The 16,917-nt window shown below is 67.9% G+C and carries 16 protein-coding genes; 8 read left to right on the top strand and 8 right to left on the bottom strand.

What is annotated here, in order from left to right; genetic code table 11:
* Positions 1-72: 72 nt before the first annotated feature.
* On the top strand, positions 73-1,659 hold the full coding sequence (locus tag DZC73_RS14065) for a methyl-accepting chemotaxis protein (protein WP_161974583.1): 1,587 nt from the start codon (positions 73-75) through the stop codon (positions 1,657-1,659).
* Here the strand turns inward: DZC73_RS14065 and DZC73_RS14070 are convergent.
* Genes DZC73_RS14070 through DZC73_RS14080 form a run of 3 tightly spaced genes read right to left on the bottom strand, consistent with a single transcriptional unit; the run spans position 1,640 to position 4,959 of the window.
* Positions 1,640-2,779: an ABC transporter ATP-binding protein gene (locus tag DZC73_RS14070; RefSeq protein ID WP_124540940.1), complete on the bottom strand. Its 1,140-nt coding sequence runs from the start codon at positions 2,777-2,779 to the stop codon at positions 1,640-1,642. The genes DZC73_RS14065 and DZC73_RS14070 overlap by 20 nt on opposite strands.
* A complete protein-coding gene (locus DZC73_RS14075; protein ID WP_124540941.1) occupies positions 2,766-4,277 on the bottom strand; it encodes a sensor histidine kinase in 1,512 nt (503 codons plus the stop codon). The genes DZC73_RS14070 and DZC73_RS14075 overlap by 14 nt, the downstream gene beginning before the upstream one ends.
* A 1-nt stretch (position 4,278) precedes the next feature.
* Positions 4,279-4,959, bottom strand: a complete 681-nt coding sequence (locus DZC73_RS14080) for a response regulator transcription factor (protein WP_124540942.1) — start codon at positions 4,957-4,959, stop codon at positions 4,279-4,281.
* A gap of 371 nt (positions 4,960-5,330) precedes the next feature.
* On the opposite strand from DZC73_RS14080, the gene DZC73_RS14085 reads away from it, so the two are divergent.
* The gene (locus DZC73_RS14085; RefSeq protein ID WP_124540943.1) at positions 5,331-6,506 is read left to right on the top strand and encodes a porin; all 1,176 of its coding nucleotides are present in this window, start codon (positions 5,331-5,333) and stop codon (positions 6,504-6,506) included.
* Positions 6,507-6,603: 97 nt separating this feature from the next.
* Here DZC73_RS14085 and DZC73_RS14090 read toward each other — a convergent pair whose 3' ends face one another.
* Together DZC73_RS14090 and DZC73_RS14095 are read right to left on the bottom strand one after the other, a co-directional pair.
* Positions 6,604-7,092 carry a hypothetical protein gene (locus DZC73_RS14090; protein ID WP_124540944.1) on the bottom strand — a complete coding sequence of 163 codons (489 nt, stop codon included), beginning with the start codon at positions 7,090-7,092 and terminating at the stop codon, positions 6,604-6,606.
* Positions 7,093-7,179: 87 nt separating this feature from the next.
* Complete coding sequence (locus DZC73_RS14095) at positions 7,180-8,064, bottom strand: MurR/RpiR family transcriptional regulator (RefSeq protein WP_124540945.1); 885 nt, start codon at positions 8,062-8,064, stop codon at positions 7,180-7,182.
* 267 nt (positions 8,065-8,331) lie between these two features.
* On the opposite strand from DZC73_RS14095, the gene DZC73_RS14100 reads away from it, so the two are divergent.
* The 4 genes from DZC73_RS14100 to phnD all read left to right on the top strand — a co-directional run bounded on the left by DZC73_RS14100 (position 8,332) and on the right by phnD (position 13,696).
* On the top strand, positions 8,332-9,351 hold the full coding sequence (locus DZC73_RS14100) for an ABC transporter substrate-binding protein (RefSeq protein WP_124540946.1): 1,020 nt from the start codon (positions 8,332-8,334) through the stop codon (positions 9,349-9,351).
* Positions 9,352-9,356: 5 nt separating this feature from the next.
* On the top strand, positions 9,357-11,555 hold the full coding sequence (locus DZC73_RS14105; protein ID WP_124540947.1) for an ABC transporter permease: 2,199 nt from the start codon (positions 9,357-9,359) through the stop codon (positions 11,553-11,555).
* Positions 11,556-11,578: 23 nt separating this feature from the next.
* Positions 11,579-12,628 carry an ABC transporter ATP-binding protein gene (locus tag DZC73_RS14110; RefSeq protein WP_124540948.1) on the top strand — a complete coding sequence of 350 codons (1,050 nt, stop codon included), beginning with the start codon at positions 11,579-11,581 and terminating at the stop codon, positions 12,626-12,628.
* Positions 12,629-12,691: 63 nt separating this feature from the next.
* Positions 12,692-13,696, top strand: a complete 1,005-nt coding sequence (phnD, locus tag DZC73_RS14115; protein ID WP_161974584.1) for a phosphate/phosphite/phosphonate ABC transporter substrate-binding protein — start codon at positions 12,692-12,694, stop codon at positions 13,694-13,696.
* Positions 13,697-13,701: 5 nt separating this feature from the next.
* Here phnD and DZC73_RS14120 read toward each other — a convergent pair whose 3' ends face one another.
* Both DZC73_RS14120 and DZC73_RS14125 read right to left on the bottom strand, forming a co-directional pair.
* A complete protein-coding gene (locus DZC73_RS14120) occupies positions 13,702-14,064 on the bottom strand; it encodes a hypothetical protein (protein ID WP_124540950.1) in 363 nt (120 codons plus the stop codon).
* A 150-nt stretch (positions 14,065-14,214) separates the two neighbouring features.
* The gene (locus DZC73_RS14125; RefSeq protein WP_161974585.1) at positions 14,215-14,997 is read right to left on the bottom strand and encodes a sensor histidine kinase; all 783 of its coding nucleotides are present in this window, start codon (positions 14,995-14,997) and stop codon (positions 14,215-14,217) included.
* A gap of 182 nt (positions 14,998-15,179) precedes the next feature.
* Between DZC73_RS14125 and DZC73_RS14130 the strand changes: the two genes are divergently transcribed.
* Both DZC73_RS14130 and DZC73_RS29995 read left to right on the top strand, forming a co-directional pair.
* Entirely contained in the window at positions 15,180-15,542 is a 363-nt protein-coding gene (locus DZC73_RS14130; RefSeq protein WP_198414861.1) for a hypothetical protein, read from the top strand.
* 221 nt (positions 15,543-15,763) lie between these two features.
* The gene (locus DZC73_RS29995; RefSeq protein WP_235835123.1) at positions 15,764-16,399 is read left to right on the top strand and encodes a PEP-CTERM sorting domain-containing protein; all 636 of its coding nucleotides are present in this window, start codon (positions 15,764-15,766) and stop codon (positions 16,397-16,399) included.
* A gap of 108 nt (positions 16,400-16,507) precedes the next feature.
* On the opposite strand, the gene DZC73_RS14140 is transcribed toward DZC73_RS29995, so the two are convergent.
* The gene (locus tag DZC73_RS14140; protein ID WP_124540953.1) at positions 16,508-16,735 is read right to left on the bottom strand and encodes a hypothetical protein; all 228 of its coding nucleotides are present in this window, start codon (positions 16,733-16,735) and stop codon (positions 16,508-16,510) included.
* Between the last annotated feature and the right edge of the window lie 182 nt (positions 16,736-16,917).

Raw genomic sequence — 16,917 nt, forward strand, 5'->3', positions numbered from 1 at the left:
GCACGAGACCGGCGGGCTGACCATCGATCCCTGTGCTGCATCGAGGAGGCTGCCATGGGGATGCCGAGATTGATGAACCGTCCTGCGCTCACCCTGGGACACCGCTTCGGCCTGGGCTTCTCGCTCATCCTGGCCCTGCTGGTGGCCATCACCGCCGTGAGCCAGGTGCTGATGTCGGCGATGGGCCAGCAGATGAAGGCGATCGTGGAGGTGAACGAGCGGCAGATGCACCTGGCCAGCCAGATGATCGACAAGGTCAACGAGATGGGGCTGCACCTGCGCACGCTCACGCTGCTCACCGACATCAAGGAGGTGGACCGGCACATGCAGCTGCTGCAGCGGACCACGGCCGGTGTTCTCGCCATCGAGCGGGAGCTGCAGGACGCGCTGGCCGCCGACGGCGCACCGCAGGAATTCAGCACGCTCATCACGCGCATTTCGCAGCAGCGCCAAAGCGTGCTGCCGCTGATCGCGCGCGCCGCGCGACTCGGCGCGGACGGGGCCACGCCGGAGGCGACCACCGTCCTGATGAAGGAGGTTCGTCCCATCGAAGAACAATGGCGCCAGGCCGTGGCCGATCTCATCGAGCTCGAGCAGCACCGCAGTGCGCAGGCCTATGCGCAGGCCAAGTCCCGGCAGCAGGTGGCCTCCGTGGTGCTGGTGATTGCGTGTGCGCTGTCCATCGGCTTGGGCGCGTTCCTGGCGTGGCGCCTGACGCGCAGCGTGCTGGTTCCGGTGAACCAGGCGATCGAGGCGACCGAGCGCATCGCCGCGGGCAACCTGGCCCAGCCCGTGCTGCCCACGCGGCGCGACGAACTGGGCCGCCTGCTGCTGGCCGTGGGCCGGATGCAAGCGCAGCTGCAGGGGCTGGTGGGTGCCATCCACGAATCCGCCACCTCGATCTCGGTGGCGTCCTCGCAGATCGCCACCGGCAACCAGGACCTGAGCCACCGCACCGAGCGCCAGGCGGCCAGCCTGCAGAAGACGGCATCGAGCATGGCCGCGCTGACCACGACGGTGCGGCACAACGCGAGCGCGGTGCACCAGGCCGACCAGATGGCGGTGCTGGCGTCGCAGACGGCGGCCCGTGGCGGCGCGGTGGTTGATCAGGTCGTCACCACCATGGCCGAGATTTCCGCCAGCTCGCGCCAGATCGAGGAAATCACCGGCGTGATCGACGCCATCGCCTTCCAGACCAACATCCTGGCCTTGAACGCGGCCGTCGAAGCGGCGCGGGCGGGCGAGCAGGGCCGCGGGTTCGCGGTGGTGGCAGGCGAGGTGCGCGGGCTCGCCGGACGCAGCGCCGATGCGGCCCGGCAGATCAAGTCCCTGATCCACACCTCGGCCCAGCGGGTGGCGTCGGGTGCCACGCTGGTGGCCGATGCGGGCTCGACGATGCGCGAGGTCGTGGCCTCGGTTCACCGCGTCACGGCCATCATGTCCGAGATCAGCGCTTCCACGTCACAGCAAAGCGATGGCATCGAGCAGGTCAGCGGCGAGGTCGGGCAGCTCGACCGCATGACGCAGCAGAACGCGGCGCTGGTGGAGCAGTCGGCGGCCGCGACGGAAAGCCTCAAGGCCCAGGCCATGCAGCTGCAAGGCACGGTCGGCGTCTTCACGCTGGGCAGCGATGAACCGGTCACTGCGCAGTGCGCGTGACGGGCGGCATGGGGCTGCCGACCTCCACCCAATCGGTGTCGTCGCCACCACCGCCCGAATGCACGTACGCGGGCTGCGAGCTGTTCAGCACGCTGATGCCGTGCATGCCCAGCGTGAGGTTCACCGGCGCGCCGGGCTGGTGCAGTGCATTCACGTGCCGGCTCGAAGCGAGCAACTGGCCCAGCTCGGTGTCCAGCAGGTACTCGGCACCATGGCCCAGGTAGGAGCAGCGCCTGACCCGCGCGGCCATGCCGTGGACCAGGCCCACCGGGAGGATCTGCCAGGCTTCGGGGCGGATCACCACGCGAAGCCGGGTGCCCGGCGGATACGCCTGGGCGAGGCGGCCGACCGGCAGCGAGCCCAGGTGCGGAACGCCGTCGGCTGCCACCGTCAGGTCGAAGATGCTCGCATCGCCGATGAAGGTCGCCACGAATTCGCTGTTGGGGCGTTCGTAGACCTCGCGCGGCGTGCCCACCTGCAGCAGGTGGCCTTCGTTGATGATGACCACGCGGTCGCTCACCGCCATGGCCTCGCTTTCGTCGTGCGTCACGTAGACCACGGTCAGGCCCAGCCGCCGCTGCAGGCTGCGGATCTCCCCGCGCATCTGGCGGCGCAGGCGATCGTCCAGGTTGGACAGTGGTTCGTCCAGCAATACCACCGACGGCTCCAGCGCCAGCGCGCGCGCCAGGGCCACGCGCTGCTGCTGCCCGCCCGACAGTTCCGCGCAGCTGTCCGACGCCGAGCCCTGCAGCCCGACGAGGTCCAGTGCCCGCCTCGCCCGTTCGCGGGCTTCGTCGCGCGCGAAGCCGCTGTGCTGCAGGCCGAAGGCCACGTTGCCGATGACGTCCAGGTGAGGAAAGAGCGAGTCGCCCTGGAACAGCATGCTGACGTCGCGGTCGCGTCCATGCAGCGTGGACACGTCGCGTCCGTCCAGGTAGACCGCGCCATGCGTGGCCGCTTCCAGGCCGGCGGCGATCCTCAGCAGCGTGGACTTGCCGCTGCCCGAGGGTCCGAGCAGCGTGGTGAGCTGCCCGCCGGGCGCGGTGAAGCTGATGTCCCGGATGGCGCAAGTGCCGTCCGGGAACAGCTTGGTCACGCCGCAGAATTCAAGATCGACCATGGGCTTCGCCGACGGCGGCTGCGCTGGCGGCTGCGGGCTCGTCAGCATTGGCCGCCGCCAGGCCGTGGAAGAACTCGGTGTCCAGCCCGGGCTGCTGCGGGCGCACCCAGCGCACGACCGCATCCACGCCGACGACCTCGCCGGCCTCGATGCGGTTGAACAGGTCCACCGACGCGTTCATGGATTCGGCGATCTGGCGGCAGATTGACAGCCCGAGCCCGATGCCCGAGCTGCCCTTGGGCACGTTGAAGGGCTCGAACAGGCGCTCCAGCACGTCCTCCGAGACACCGCCGCCATGGTCCCAGACCACCATCTCGGCCTCGTGCTTGAGCTCGCGCACGACGATGCCCAGCGCGCCGCCCTTCTTCGAGTGGTGGATGGCGTTGGACACCAGGTTCTTCACCAGTTCACCCAGCAGCCACGGGTCGGTCTGCAGGGTCAGGCTCGTGGCCTGGAGCGAAAAGTCCAGCCGCTTGCGGGCGATCAGCGGAGCGAAGTCCACGGCCACGTCGCGTGCGATGTGGTCCAGCCGCACATCGCGCCAATCGCCGCGCCGCAGCAGCTGGTCGGTCTTGGCCATCGACAGCAGCTGGTTCGTCAGGCCCGTCGCACGGTCGATGATGTTGAGCATCTTGGGCATGCTCTCGGCCGCCGGCGTCTGCCCGAACAGCGTGCCCTGCACCAGCGTGCGCAGCACCGCGATGGGCGTGCGCAGCTGATGCGATGCGTCCGTGAGGAACTTGCGCTGCTGGTCCAGCGAGGCCTGCTGCGCGGCCAGCAGGTCGTTGAGTGCCTTCACCAGCGGCACCAGCTCGCTGGGCCGGTGGGTGTCGACAGTGGTCAGGTCCTGCGGTCGGCGCCGCTTGATCTCTTCCTGCAGAGAGCGCAGCGGCGACAAGCCGATCTCGATCACCACCCACACCAGCGCCAGCACGATGCACAGGCGCAAGGCCTGGCTGCGCACGATGCGCCAGAAGATGTTGTATTCGGCACTGACCCGCGCCTGCGCAGGCTCGGCCACCTGCACCAGCACCGGCTCGGCCTGGGTGCGCAGCAGCAGGTAGTCGCGCACGGCCGCCACCCGCAGCACGTCGCCGTCGACGGTGTCGTCGTAGACCTCGGCCTGCACCAGGCCCGCGCCGCGGCTGCCTTCGCGTGGCGCCTTCAGGTGCGCATCGCCGCCGAGGTAGTCGCCTCGTTCGTTGCTCACGCGAAAGCGCAGGTCCGGCGTCTCGACCTGGCCCAGTTCCTCCTGGAACACCGACGACGGAATCTTCGACGTGTCCGCGTCCTGCGCACGCAGTGCGCGCAGGTAGCCGGCGGCGATGCGCGCCAGCGCCCGGTCGCGCATGTCGATCATCTGCCGGACCGAGGCCCGGTACTCGAACGCGCCGTCGGTCAGCGAGAGCAGCAGCAGCACCAGGGCGATCGCGACCATCATGAACCGGCGGATGGGCGTCTTGCGGCGGATGGGCAGGATCCAGCGGCCCAGCTGCACGTCAGTCGTCCTTCCCGGCAATGGCTTCGTCGATGAGCAGATAGCCCACGCCCCGCAGCGTCATGATCTCGGCGCTGGAGCCGACGATGCGCTTGCGCAGCCGGTGCACCAGGACCTCGATCGCATCGGCCGAGGCTTCGCCGTCGGAGCCGAACACCTGCTCGCGCAAGGCCTCCTTGGTGATGGCCTGGCCACGGTTGCGCAGCAGCGCCTTGAGCAGCGCGTTCTCGCGCGGCGAGAGGTCCAGCGGGCGCAGGTCGTTGTAGAAGATGCCCGTGACGCGGTCCAGCCTCAGGTTGCCGCAGGACAGGTCCTCCTCGCCGCGGCTGCGCCGCAGCAGCGCGTTCAGCCGGGCCTGCAGCTCGGCCAGGTCGAAGGGCTTGGCAAGGTAGTCGTCGGCGCCGATGTTCAGGCCCATCACCTTGTCCTCGATCGCGCCGCGCGCGGTCACGACGAGCACCGGTGTGGTGGTGGCGCCGTCGCGCAGGCGCTGGAGCATCTGCAGCCCGTCGAGGGTGGGCAGGCCCAGGTCCAGGATGATGGCGTCGAAGGCCTGGCGCCTCGCCATGACCAGCGCCTCCATCCCATCGGCGCAGCACACCAGCTGATGGCCCAGCGGCGCGAGCACCCGGCTGAGCGCACCGGAGAGGTCCAGGTCGTCTTCGACGAGAAGTATCTTCACCGCAGGATATTCGGCCCGGACGCGGCACCCTGCCACAGGGAAACCCTGCACCACGCGGGAAAGCTTCGCGAAATCCTGGGCGCGCCTTGGCCGGCGCTGGCGCGATGTGGCGCAAGAGACCGGCTCCCGCCGCGCGCAGCAAGGCTGCAGCGCACAAGCACGCAGATCTGCCGAAAGCTGGCTGAAAGGCGCATCGATACAGCGCTCGCGCATCGGAAAAGTGTGTCGTTCACGCCGCAATTCCATTGATCACTTCATTGATTCATTTATGTATCAATGATACAAATTGGACAGGGGCGCCATCGCCGTCCCATCCGCACCGGCCCCGACCTCAGGCCGGTGCCAACGACACACTGACCTGGAGATTGCTCGTGAAACTCAAGCCGCTACCTTTGCTCCTTGCCTCGCTGTCCGGCGCCCTGCCCGCCGCCGCAGTCCATGCCGAGGGAACCATCACGCTCTTCGGGATGGCCTACGGCCAGTTCGAAAACGTCAGCGCCACTGGCGCCACCAATCCCGCGCAGGACAAGCCGTCGCGCTTCCGGCTGAGCAACGTCAGCTCGGACCTCGGCGTGAAAGGCACGCTGCCGCTCATGGACGGCGTGAGCGGCGTGTTCCAGTACTCCACCGGCGTGAACGTGGACAACGCCTCGAACAACACGGCCGGCGGCATGTGGGCCAACGCCAAGGACACCTTCGTGGGCCTGTCGATCGCCAACGTGGGCACGGTGAAGTTCGGCCGTCTCACCGGCGCGGCGCGCTGGAACAGCGGCACGCCGGACTTTTCGCCCGCCGGCGCGGGGCCGCAGGACAACCAGGCCGCGCTGTCGAGCATCAGTGGCCAGACCGGCGCGGGGCCGCTGTTCAATGTGCGCATCGACAACGCCCTGGGCTTCGAGTCCGCCTCATGGAGCGGCCTGTCCGTTCGCGCCTATTTCGGCGCGAACGAGAACAAGAGCGCCGCCACGGTCGCCAGCGGCTCGCTGCTGGACGACAAGAGCTACAGCCTGGGGGCGCAGTACGTCATCGGGCCCGTGGACCTGCGTGGCTCCTACGAGATCCGCAATGACAAGGGCACGCTGAACAACACCACGACCAACCGCACCAAGGACAAGGACTACCGCTTCGGCGTTCGCTACACCCTTCCCGACAAGGCGACCATCGTGGCTTTCGGCTACGACCGCATGTCCTTCCTCGACCAGGACGCCACGGCCGCGCAGAAGACCTACATCAAGAAGACCGGCTGGGTGATCGGTGCGCGCCACGAGTTCGGCCAGCATGTCGTCTATGGCGGCTACGGCAAGGCCGGCGATGTGAGCTGCAGCATCGCCAGCGGTGCCGTCTGCGATGGCGGCAACACCGGCGGCAAGCAGTTTGTCGTGGCCTACAACTTCACCTTCAACAAGCAGATGCTGGCCGAGGCCTACGTTTCGCGCGTGACCAACGGCACGCGCGGCAAGTACGACTTCGACAGCGGTGGAGTCGGTGGCATCGGTGCAGGGTCCCGGCCCACGGCCATGGGCTTCGGTCTGCGGTATACGTTCTGAACGTGAGGACAAGGGGCGGGGGGCCGCCCCGCCCCTTTGCTGGCCAGACAGCGCAGACCGCCGCGCGGGCAGCGCCCGATGGCGCGGCTCGGAAGTCTCAGGCAGCGATGCGCAAGGTGTCGATGGCGTCCTGCTCGTCCCTGCGGACGACCCTCTCCAGCGCGATCAGGCGCTCCAGCGTCAGGGTGCCCGCAGGGCGCAAGTGCAACTGCGCCGTGAGATGCAGCAGGGACAGGGCCTCGCCCCCGCCGCTCGGACGCAGGCCCCGGACGCTCCAGTCCCCGCGGATCACGCGGTCGACCCGCAGTGCCGACAGCAGCCGTTCGCCGGCCGAATCGGGGCGCGTGACGATGAACGACGGCGGCGCGCAGTCGCAGGCCCACAGGCGCTTGAGGACGCGCAGCTTCTCGGTGGTCGGCGCTTCAAAGCCGAGCAGCACGGCCGAGGTGAGTTCATGCCGGGGCCAGAATGCTCCACCGGCCATGGGCGCTTCTGCCAGGCGGATGACGCGCTGCGTGCCGTGTGCCAGCAAGTCCGCGATGCCTTGCGAACGGGCAGCGTCGCCTTCGACCAGGAGGATGTCCATGCGGCGCATCTTGCCCCTGCGGGCTTGCGGCAATACAGCGGACAAGCGCCGCCGGATGCCGAAAGCGAACTGAAAGCCGTGAACGGGTCAACGGCGCGGTGCGCCCTTGGCCGTTGTCTTTCTGGGCGCTGTTCCTTTTTTTGCCGCCGCCGGCTTCGGCCGCACCGTGGTGACCGATTCGGCGATGCGCGCGCTGCGGCGCGCAGCCACGCCGATGGCCAGGATGTCGATGACGAGCAACTGCGCCAGTTGTGCCGTGGCGGGTGTCAGCGCATCGCCGCTGTCGGGGATGTCGATGCACAGTGCGATGTCGCCGGCCGCCTCCAGGGGCGAGTTGCTGGTGGTCAGCGCAATGCAGGTCGCGCCGCGGACCTTGGCCGCCGACAGCACCTGTTGCAGCTCGGGGCTGCGGCCGGTCTGGGAGATCAGGACCGCGACATCGCCTGCGCGCAGCTGCGCGGCAGCCAGGGACTGCAGGTGGGAATCGGTGCACGCCGCCACCTGGAGTTCCAGCCGCATGAATCGGCGCATCGCGTCCTGCGCGACGCTCACCGCATGGCCGAATCCGAAGAAGTCGACCTTGGCCGTGCGGTCCAGTGCGTCGATGGCCGCCTCCAGCGACTGCATGTCCAGCGTGTCGCGCACCTGAAGCAGCGCGTGGGCGCTGAAGTCGAACAGCTTGTGGGCCAGCGTCGCCACGTCGGGGCTTTGCGCGATGCTCAGCAAGGTGGTCGGCGGCTCGGCGCGCGCCTCGCCGAGCGAGCGCGCCAGGCGCATGCGGAAGTCCTGGAAGCCGTCGCATCCGAGCGAGCGGGCAAAGCGCACGAGGGTGGGCTGGCTCACGTCGATCTGCTGCGCGAGCGAGCGGGTGTCCTGCTCGAGCGCCGCCATCGGGTTGGCGAGGATCCAGCTGCCCACCAGGCGCTCGGACTTGGACAGGTGAGGAAGCTGCGCCTGGATTCGGGTGAGCATGCGCCAATGTATCGCTGATACATGGTCCAGATCAATGGCGTATCGGCGCAGTGCGCACGCCGGCCAATCGCGAAAAGCGTGCGCATTGAACAGGCGGCGCGGTGGATTTCAGATGGCTTTCCACTTCCAACCAGGGTTTCCCCCTGGCGGCTGAGGGGGTGCGGGACGACGATTCCCCTCGTGAACTCGCACCTCACACCTTGCCCGCTGTTCCACGTGCCTGGCCGTCTCGAAGCGGCCGGGCCTTCCATCCCTCGAGGAGACGTCATGAATTACAAAGGCTTGCTCGCCACCGCCGCGATGCTGGCGACCATCACCGCTTTTGCCCAGGACGGGCAGGTCAACATCATCTGCTCGGCCCAGGGGGAGTGGTGCTCCACGGCCCAGGCGGCGTTCGCCAAGTCCACCGGCATCAAGGTCAACATGGTGCAAAAGAGCACCGGCGAGGCGCTCGCGCAGATCCTGGCCGAGCGCAGCAACCCGAAGACCGACGTGTGGTTCGGCGGCACGGGCGACCCGCACATGCTGGCCGCGGAACAGGAGCTCACGCTGGAGTACCAGTCGCCGCTGCTGGGCCAGTTGCATCCCTGGGCCCAGAAGCAGGCGCAGCAGGCGAAGTTCCGCACCATCGCGCTGTACCTCGGGCCGCTGGGCTTTGCCTACAACAGCGAGCTGCTGGCCAAGAAGAAGCTGCCGGTCCCCAAGACCTGGGCCGACCTGCTGCGCCCCGAATACAAGGGCGAGATCCAGATGTCCAACCCGACCTCGTCGGGCACGGCCTACACCACCATCGCCACGCTGGTGCAGCTGATGGGAACGGACAAGGCCTGGGAGTACATGGGCAAGCTGCACAAGAACATCGCCACCTACCAGCGCTCGGGCCTGGGCCCGCTGAAGGCGGTCGCGCGCGGCGAGGCCACGATCTCCATCAGCTTCCTCGGCGATGTGCCGCTGGAAAAGCTCCAGGGCTTCCCGGTGGAAATGGTCGCGCCGTCGGACGGCACCGGCGCGGAACTGGCGTCGATGTCGATCGTCAAGGGCGCCAAGAACCTGGACAACGCCAAGAAGTTCTATGAGTGGGCGTTGACGCCGCAGGCCCAGCAACTGGGATTCACGGCCAAGGTCTTCACCCTGCCGTCGAACCCGGCCACGCCGCTCGATTCGCACATGCCTGACCTGAAGAAGGTCAAGCTCATCGACTACGACTACGCCAAGTACGGCAGCGCGACCGAACGCCGGCGCCTGATCGTCAATTGGGAACGCAACGTCTTCAGCCAGCCGCAGTGATTTCCATGAGCATCGGATTCCTGGAGCGAACGCAGCGCGCCATCTATGGCTGGGTCCTGCTGGGCCTGGCTGCCTACGTGATCCTGCCCTGGTATTTCCTGGACACCAAGAGCCTGTGGGCGGCGACGCCCGGGCTCTTCTCAGGGGAGGAGACGGCCAACGGCCTGACCCATGCCGCGCTGCACGGCCGTGCCTGGCTGTGGGCCGGGTTCGCGGGCCTGCTCATGGCCGGCTCGGCCGCCCTCATGCCCGCCGGTCGCCGCCAGGGCGCCTTTCTCATCGCGGGCGCCGTCACCGGACTGATCGGCGTGCTGGCCAGCGGCTTCTTCATCGGTGTGGGCGGCTGGGCCTTCGGCTGGCCGCAGGTGCTGTGGGGCGCGCTCAAGCACGGCCAGCACGGCATCGGCTGGGGCGGCTTCGTGGTGCTGGTGTCGCTGCTGATGCTGCTGGGTGGAGGCATCGCCCGCATGGGCTACTTCAGGGGCGACCTGTTCGTCGCCTCGGCCGTCGTCGCTTGCGCGGCACTGCTCGTGCTGTTCGTGGCCTTCCCGGTGTGCAAGATGCTGCTGTCGGCGTTCTACGACGAGCAGGGCAGCCTGTCGGTGGGCGCGCTGTCCGAGCGCATCGCCACGTCGCGTGTCTGGGGCCTGGGCTGCCTGTCGGCCGGCACCACGTGCGGCGTCGCATGGAACACCGTGTTTCTCGCCCTGCTGACCGCGGCCGGCACCACGGTGCTGGGAACCATGATCGCGCTGCTGGCCGAGCGTGGCTCCGACCGCCTGCGCAAGCCGCTCAACCTGATGGCGCTGCTGCCCATCATCACGCCGCCCTTCGTGGTGGGCCTGGGCCTGATCCTCCTCTTCGGCCGTGCGGGCATCGTCAACCAGTTGGTGGCCAATCTGTTGGGCATCACGCCCACCCGCTGGTTCTACGGCTGGTTCGGCGTGTGGCTGGCCCAGCTCTTCGCCTTCACGCCCATCGCGTTCCTCATCATGCGTGGCGTGGTGCAGGGCGTGAGCCCGACGCTGGAGGAGGCGGCGCAGACGCTGCGCGCCGGCCGCATGCAGACCTTCTGGTCCGTCACCCTGCCCCTGCTGAAGCCGGGCCTGGCCAACGCATTCCTGGTCGGCTTCATCGAGAGCATCGCGGACTTCGGCAACCCCATCGTGGTCGGCGGCCAGTATTCGGTGCTGTCCACCGAGATCTACTTCGCCATCGTGGGTGCCCAGCTCGACCAGGGGCTGGCGGCCTCGCTCGCACTGATCCTCACCTTCTTTGCGCTGGCGGTGTTCTTCATCCAGCGCAACGTGCTGGGCAAGAAGAGCTTCACCACCGTGACCGGCAAGGGCGATGCGGGCCTGACCATGCCGCTGCCCAGGCCGGTCAGCCTGGCCTGCCACTGGGTCGCCACGCCGTGGCTCGCATTCACCATGCTCGTGTACGTCTTCGCCTTCGCCGGTGGCTTCGTGCAGACCTGGGGGCGCGACTACACCCCCACGCTGGACCATTTCCGAACGGCCTTCGACATCCAGTGGGGCGAACATGGCCTGATGCTCGCGGGCACGGCCTGGAGTTCGCTCATCACCACGGTCAAGCTCGCCGCCATGGCGTCGCCCCTGTGCGCGGCCATCGGGTTGCTCATCTCGTGGCTGCTCGCACGCAACGAGTTCCGGGGGCAGGGTGCCTTTGAATTCGGCGCCCTGCTGGCCTTCGCCATTCCCGGCACCGTGCTCGGCGTGAGCTACATCCTGGCTTTCAACGTTCCGCCCTTCGAGCTCACCGGCACGGCGATGATCATCGTGGTGTGCTTCATCTTCCGCAACCTGCCGGTGGGCGTGCGCGCCGGCACGGCATCGTTCAAGCAACTGGACCGTTCGCTGGACGAAGCCTCGATGATGCTGCGCGCCAGCACCAGCACGACGCTGCGCCGCGTGGTGCTGCCGCTGCTCAAGCCGGCACTCGTCACCGCCCTCGTCTACAGCTTCGTGCGCTCGATGACCACCGTGTCGGCGGTGGTCTTCCTCGTGACCGCGGAGAACGAACTGGCCACCACCTACATCATCGGCCGCGTCACCAACGGCGCCTACGGGGTCGCGCTGGCGTATTGCACGGTGCTGATCGTGCTCATGGCCGCCACCACCGCGCTGATCCAGTTCCTGGTCGGCGAGCGCAAGCTGGGGCGCCGGCAGGCCGCCGCGCACTGACCCATTTCCAGAGAACGCATCTCATGAACCACGAAACAGGCATCGAGTTCCGCAACGTCACCAAGCGATATGGCGCCGGCAAGAACCCGCTGATCGTCAAGGGCATCGACTTCAAGGTGCAGGCGGGAACGCTCACCACCATCCTCGGCCCCTCGGGCTGCGGCAAGACCACGACGCTGCGCATGATCGCCGGCCTGGAGGCGCCGACCTCGGGCCAGATCTTCATCGACGGCAAGGACGTCACCACGCTCGGGCCTGCCGAGCGCAACGTCAGCATGGTGTTCCAGAGCTACGCGCTGTTCCCGCACATGAACGTGCTGCAGAACGTGAGCTACGGACTCAGCGTGACCGGCGTGGACGCGGCCGAGTCGCTGGATCGCGCGCGCGCCGCCATGGCCACGGTCGGCCTGAGCGGCTACGACGAGCGCATTCCCTCCGAACTGTCGGGCGGGCAGCAGCAGCGCGTGGCCCTGGCGCGCGCACTGGTGCTGGAGCCGTCGGTGCTGCTGTTCGACGAACCGCTGTCGAACCTCGACGCCCGGCTGCGCCGGTCGATGCGCGAGGAGATCCGCGCCTTGCAGCAGCGGCTCAAGCTCACGGTGGCCTACGTGACGCACGACCAGAGCGAGGCGCTGGCCGTGAGCGACCAGATCATCGTCATGGACGCGGGAACCATCGCGCAGATGGGCTCGCCGCAGGATTTGTACGAACGCCCCTCCAGCGAGTTCGTGGCCGGCTTCATGGGTGAAGCCATGCTGTTCTCCGGCGAAGCCCTGCCGGACGGCTCCGTGAAAGTGGGGCCCTTGTTCCTGCGCCCGCGCCACCGCATGTCGCCCGGCGCGGTCAAGGCGGCCATCCGGCCGGAGGCCTGGCATGTGGACAAGGCCCATGCGGGCGGCCTGTCGGGCACCGTGTCCAAGGCCTCGTACCTGGGCAGCTTCCAGGAGCTCAGTGTCGACACCGGCCTGGGCTCCATCTTCGTGGTTTCTTCCGAGGTCGCCCAAACCTGGACGCCGGGCGACGACGTGACGCTTCACCTGAACGGGCGAGGCGTATCCATCGTGCCTGCCTAGCGCAGGCACGCCCTGTCGATCGACTGATGAGGACTCCCGGTGAAAGCCGGGATGGGGATGCCTATGCCGAAATTTTCCCGTCGAAGCGTGCTGGCCTGCTGCCTGGCCCTGGCCCCTGCGTTGTGTGCGGCCCAGGGCGGCGCCACCCGTTCGGGCCTGGTGTTCGGAATCATCACGCCCCGTGCGGCCGAGCAGATGAAGGACAACTGGCGCCCCTTTGTCGAACGGCTGGGGCAATCGGTGAGCATGGCTGTCGAACTGCGAGCCTTCGCGGAGTCGAACGAACTCGTGGCTGCCTTCCGCAAGGGCGAGGTGGACCTCGCGTGGATGGGCAACGCCCCCGCGCTGGACGTGGTGGAGTCGGGCGCTGGCGCCGTCTATGCGCAGGGCATCACACGGCAGGGCAGCGTCGGCTACAACTCGGTGCTGGTGGTGCCGATCGAGTCGCCGCTGCGAAGCCTGGACGACGTGCTGGCGCAGTCGAAGAAGCTGCGATTCGGCGACGGCGACCTCAAGAGCACGTCCGGGCACCTGGTGCCGTACTACTTCGCCTTCCAGAAGCATGGCGTCAATGACCTGGCCGCGATCTTCAAGAGCGTGTCCCACGCCAGCCACCAGAAGAACCTGACGATGGCCGCCAAGGCCGAAGTCGACGTGGCCACTGCCAACAACGAGGAGATCGAGTTCTTCGCCCACGACGCGCCTGCGCTGGCCCGGCGCCTGCGCGTGATCTGGGAGTCGCCCGTCATTCCACAGTCGCCGCTCCTGTGGCGGCTGGCCCTGCCGCTGGATCTTCGGCGCAAGATCCTCGCGTTCACGACCACCTTCGGACGCGATGCGGAGCAAAGGCGCATCCTGGCCGAGCTCAACAACCTCTCGGGCTTCCGGCAGTCGAGCAACCGCCAACTGGTGTCGGTGGCCGACATCGAGATGTTCAAGGCGCGCCAGGCCATCAACAACGACCTCGCGCTGGCAGCAGACGAACGTGCCCAGCGCATCGACGAGGTCATCCGCCGCGGGTCGCGCCTGGACCTGCTGCTGAAGGTCAGTTCCGCCTCGGCGCGCTGAGCGCCTCATCCGCGGCGATCCTGCTCGCCGTGCGGCTGCATCTTGCCCAGCACGGCACGCGCGAACGCCTGCGGGGTGATGACCTCGTCATGCTCGACCGCGACGGCGCGGCTGCGTGACCACAATGCGCGGATGGCGCCACGGACCTCGGGCACCAGGCCGTAGCGCGACATCACGATGTCCTCCCAGCCGCCGGTGTGGTTGAACAGGCGCTGAAGCTGCGGCGTGTCCTCGCGCAGCCTCGCTTCCTGCCGCGGGTCCAGTTCGTCGATGCACTTGAGGATGAACGAGTCGGCCAGATCCAGCAGGCGCGTTTCAGGCGGCACGCTCGCCGGCGCGGGCTTGTGGCGGGGGCGGAAGAGCATCATGGGGCGTTCTCGGTCCCTGCGCTGATTGGCATGACAGGCCGGCAGGTGTTGTGCGGGCATGTTGCGCGCTGGCGATCACGCCGAACACCGTGGATTCGCCCACGGGGCTCGAAAGGCAGACGAAAGTCCGTGTATCCGGGCGTGCCGGATTCAGGCCCGGGGCAGCAGCGAGAACTCGAAACTCGCACCGGCATCGACGCGGCCATGGGCGGCGATCCAGCCACCATGCCGGTCGACGATGCGCTTGACCAGCGACAGCCCCACGCCCGTGCCGTGGAAGGACTGTGGGTCATGAAGCCGCACGAAGGGCTGGAAGAGGCGCTGCGCGCGGGCCTCGTCAAAGCCGCTGCCGTTGTCTTCGACCACCACCGACCACGCGCCGGCGCCGCAGGTGTTCATGCGAACGCAGATCGCAGGATGCTCGCAGTGCGCGGTGTACTTCAGGGCGTTGGACAGGAGGTTGCGCATCAGCAGCGCGACGAGGACCGGGTCGGCATGGATCTGCATGCCCGGCTGGATGGTCCATCGCACCGCGCGGCGGTCTGAAGCCAGGGGCAACTCCTCGCGAAGCTGGTGGCACAGCGCGCTGAGGTCGACCCATTCGGGATTCAGCGTGCCGGCCTTGGCGCGCGCGTGGTCCAGCAGCCCTTGCACGGTCTCGCCCATGCACCGCGTCGCGCGCAGCTGAAGTTCGAGCCATCGGCACAGGTCGGATTCCTCATGCGCCCGCGCGCGCTGCAGCAGCAGCTCGGCAATCGCCGTGACCTGCCCGATCGGCGTGCGGATTTCGTGGGCGACCTCCCGGGCGAACGCATCCAGGTCGCGGTTCTCGCGCTCCAGGTCCGCGAGCTTCTGGTCGAGGTGGGTGGCCAGCAGCGCTGGCGCATCCAGGACCTGCCATGTGGCGCTGAGTTGAGCAGGCTGTCTGTCCACGACATCTCTCCTAGCCCCCGCAACCGGTGCGCGAGGATTCCAACGTTCGCCCTGACTGTTCTTTGTGGACAGTTTCGGCGCTGGCCGCGATCTTGGAGAGAGTGCTTGCACCACGGCAGGGTGAAAGCGAGCCGAAAGAGCGGCGGGCTGCGGCATGTGCGTAGACTGGACGCCTCCTCATCCTGGAGTCCGCCATGAAACGCTATCTCGCAGTCTTCACCGGCTCCCCCGCCGCGATGGCCTCTTGGGAAACGCTCCCCGAGAGCGAGCGGCAGCAACGCCAGGCGCAAGGCGTCGCCGCGTGGAAGAAGTGGGCGCAGGACCATGCCGCGTCCATCGTCGAGATGGGTGGTCCGCTCAGCCGCACGAAGCTGGTGTCCAAGGCCGGCATCAGCGACATCCGCAACAACCTCGCCGCCTTCACCGTGGTCCAGGCCGAGTCGCAGGAAGCGGCCGCACGCCTGTTCACGAATCACCCGCACTTCACGCTCTTCCCCGGCGAAGGCGTCGAGGTGATGGAAGTGCTGCCCATTCCCGCAGGCTGAACGGCCGCCGGCGGCGGCAAATCAACGCGCGACCTGGCGGGAGGACCATCCTGGTCCATCCCGGTGCCAACTATTCACTCCCCCATCTCCGGGGCTGCGGTGAAGGCCTGGCCGTGGGCGATGGAACAATTTGAAACACGGACGGCTCTCCGCGGGCTTCCGGCTTCGAACGACACGCGGAATCACTTCAACAACACAGGAACAACGACGTGAAGAATGGCATGAAGATGGCGTTGGGCGCCGCAGCACTGGCACTGATGGGTGGGGCACAGGCCGTGACGGTGACGAGCTATGACGTGACGGGCGCGCAGCCGAGCGGCTTCGGCGGCTGGTCGCACAGCTACACGGGCAGCATCTCGGGCGGCAACTACAGCGGTGGCAGCGGCTCGCTGAATGACGGGGTCATTCCCACCGGTGTGGGCGGCGACCAGCTGTTCACGTTCGACACCAACCCGACCATCACGCTGCACCTCGACGGCACGACCAAGGTGTCGACCATCAACATCTTTGGCGGCGACAACCCGTACAACTACATTCCCGGCACGCTCACCGGCTGGTCGGTCACCATCGGCGGCAACACGCAGGCCTTCACCAGCACGGGCTTCGGCGCGAGCTGCACGAGCGGCCTGTGCAGCGACGCCGTCAGCCTGGCGGGCAGCGGCCTGGACCTGCTGGCCACCGACACGCTGACCCTCAGCAACTTCCAGGGCGGCTGGTACGGCTACTTCAGCGCCGGCGAGATCACCGTCAATGGCGCCGCCGCGGCGCCGGTGCCCGAGCCCGAGACCTATGCGCTGATGCTGGGCGGCCTGGGCGTGATGGGCCTGCTGGCTCGCCGCCGTCGGTCGTCGCGCTGAGAGCGCGTGCGACCCGCTTCGCATGAAGGCGGGTTCGTGAAATGAAGCAAGGGGGCGAGGCTGTGATGCCTCGCCCCCTTGTCCTTTCGGCGGCCGGGCCGCCGTCCATCACTTCTTGGTGTCGTCGGCGGCGGGCTTGTCGCCCTTGGCGTCCTTGCTGTCCTTCTTCTTCTCGGCCTTGGCATCGGCCTTCTTGTCGGTCTTGCTGTCGGCGGCGGATGCGGCGGCTGCCGGCTCGGTGGTGCCCGACGTGGAGGTCTGGGCGAAGGCCGGCGCGGCGGCCAGGGCAGCAGCGACGAGGGCGGTCAGGGACAGCGTGGAGGTCATGCGGTTCATCGGGAGGTCCTCAATGGCATCGGCCCTGGCGGGCCGTCCGCGGAACACGGCAGGCCAAATTCGGCAGGCCGCTCGCAGGAAGGGCGGATGCTATGGAGGTCCGGCTGTCACCACTGCAACCGTTTGAAGCCCTGGGTGATTGATTCCTACAAGCTCGCCGAACCGGTGCGGCGGCGCACCGT

The sequence above is a fragment of the Rhizobacter terrae genome, from assembly GCF_003852895.1.
Lineage (GTDB): Bacteria > Pseudomonadota > Gammaproteobacteria > Burkholderiales > Burkholderiaceae_C > Albitalea > Albitalea terrae.

Excerpts from the sequence above, each read along its gene's own strand:
- DZC73_RS14095 (WP_124540945.1), bottom strand. The coding sequence starts at position 8,064 with ATGCTCACCCGAATCCAGGCGCAGCTTCCTCACCTGTCCAAGTCCGAG.
- DZC73_RS14065 (WP_161974583.1), top strand. The coding sequence starts at position 73 with ATGAACCGTCCTGCGCTCACCCTGGGACACCGCTTCGGCCTGGGCTTC.
- DZC73_RS14140 (WP_124540953.1), bottom strand. The coding sequence starts at position 16,735 with ATGAACCGCATGACCTCCACGCTGTCCCTGACCGCCCTCGTCGCTGCT.
- DZC73_RS14110 (WP_124540948.1), top strand. The coding sequence starts at position 11,579 with ATGAACCACGAAACAGGCATCGAGTTCCGCAACGTCACCAAGCGATAT.
- DZC73_RS14120 (WP_124540950.1), bottom strand. The coding sequence starts at position 14,064 with ATGATGCTCTTCCGCCCCCGCCACAAGCCCGCGCCGGCGAGCGTGCCG.
- DZC73_RS29995 (WP_235835123.1), top strand. The coding sequence starts at position 15,764 with ATGAAGATGGCGTTGGGCGCCGCAGCACTGGCACTGATGGGTGGGGCA.
- DZC73_RS14100 (WP_124540946.1), top strand. The coding sequence starts at position 8,332 with ATGAATTACAAAGGCTTGCTCGCCACCGCCGCGATGCTGGCGACCATC.
- DZC73_RS14090 (WP_124540944.1), bottom strand. The coding sequence starts at position 7,092 with ATGGACATCCTCCTGGTCGAAGGCGACGCTGCCCGTTCGCAAGGCATC.
- DZC73_RS14070 (WP_124540940.1), bottom strand. The coding sequence starts at position 2,779 with ATGGTCGATCTTGAATTCTGCGGCGTGACCAAGCTGTTCCCGGACGGC.
- phnD (WP_161974584.1), top strand. The coding sequence starts at position 12,692 with ATGCCGAAATTTTCCCGTCGAAGCGTGCTGGCCTGCTGCCTGGCCCTG.
- DZC73_RS14105 (WP_124540947.1), top strand. The coding sequence starts at position 9,357 with ATGAGCATCGGATTCCTGGAGCGAACGCAGCGCGCCATCTATGGCTGG.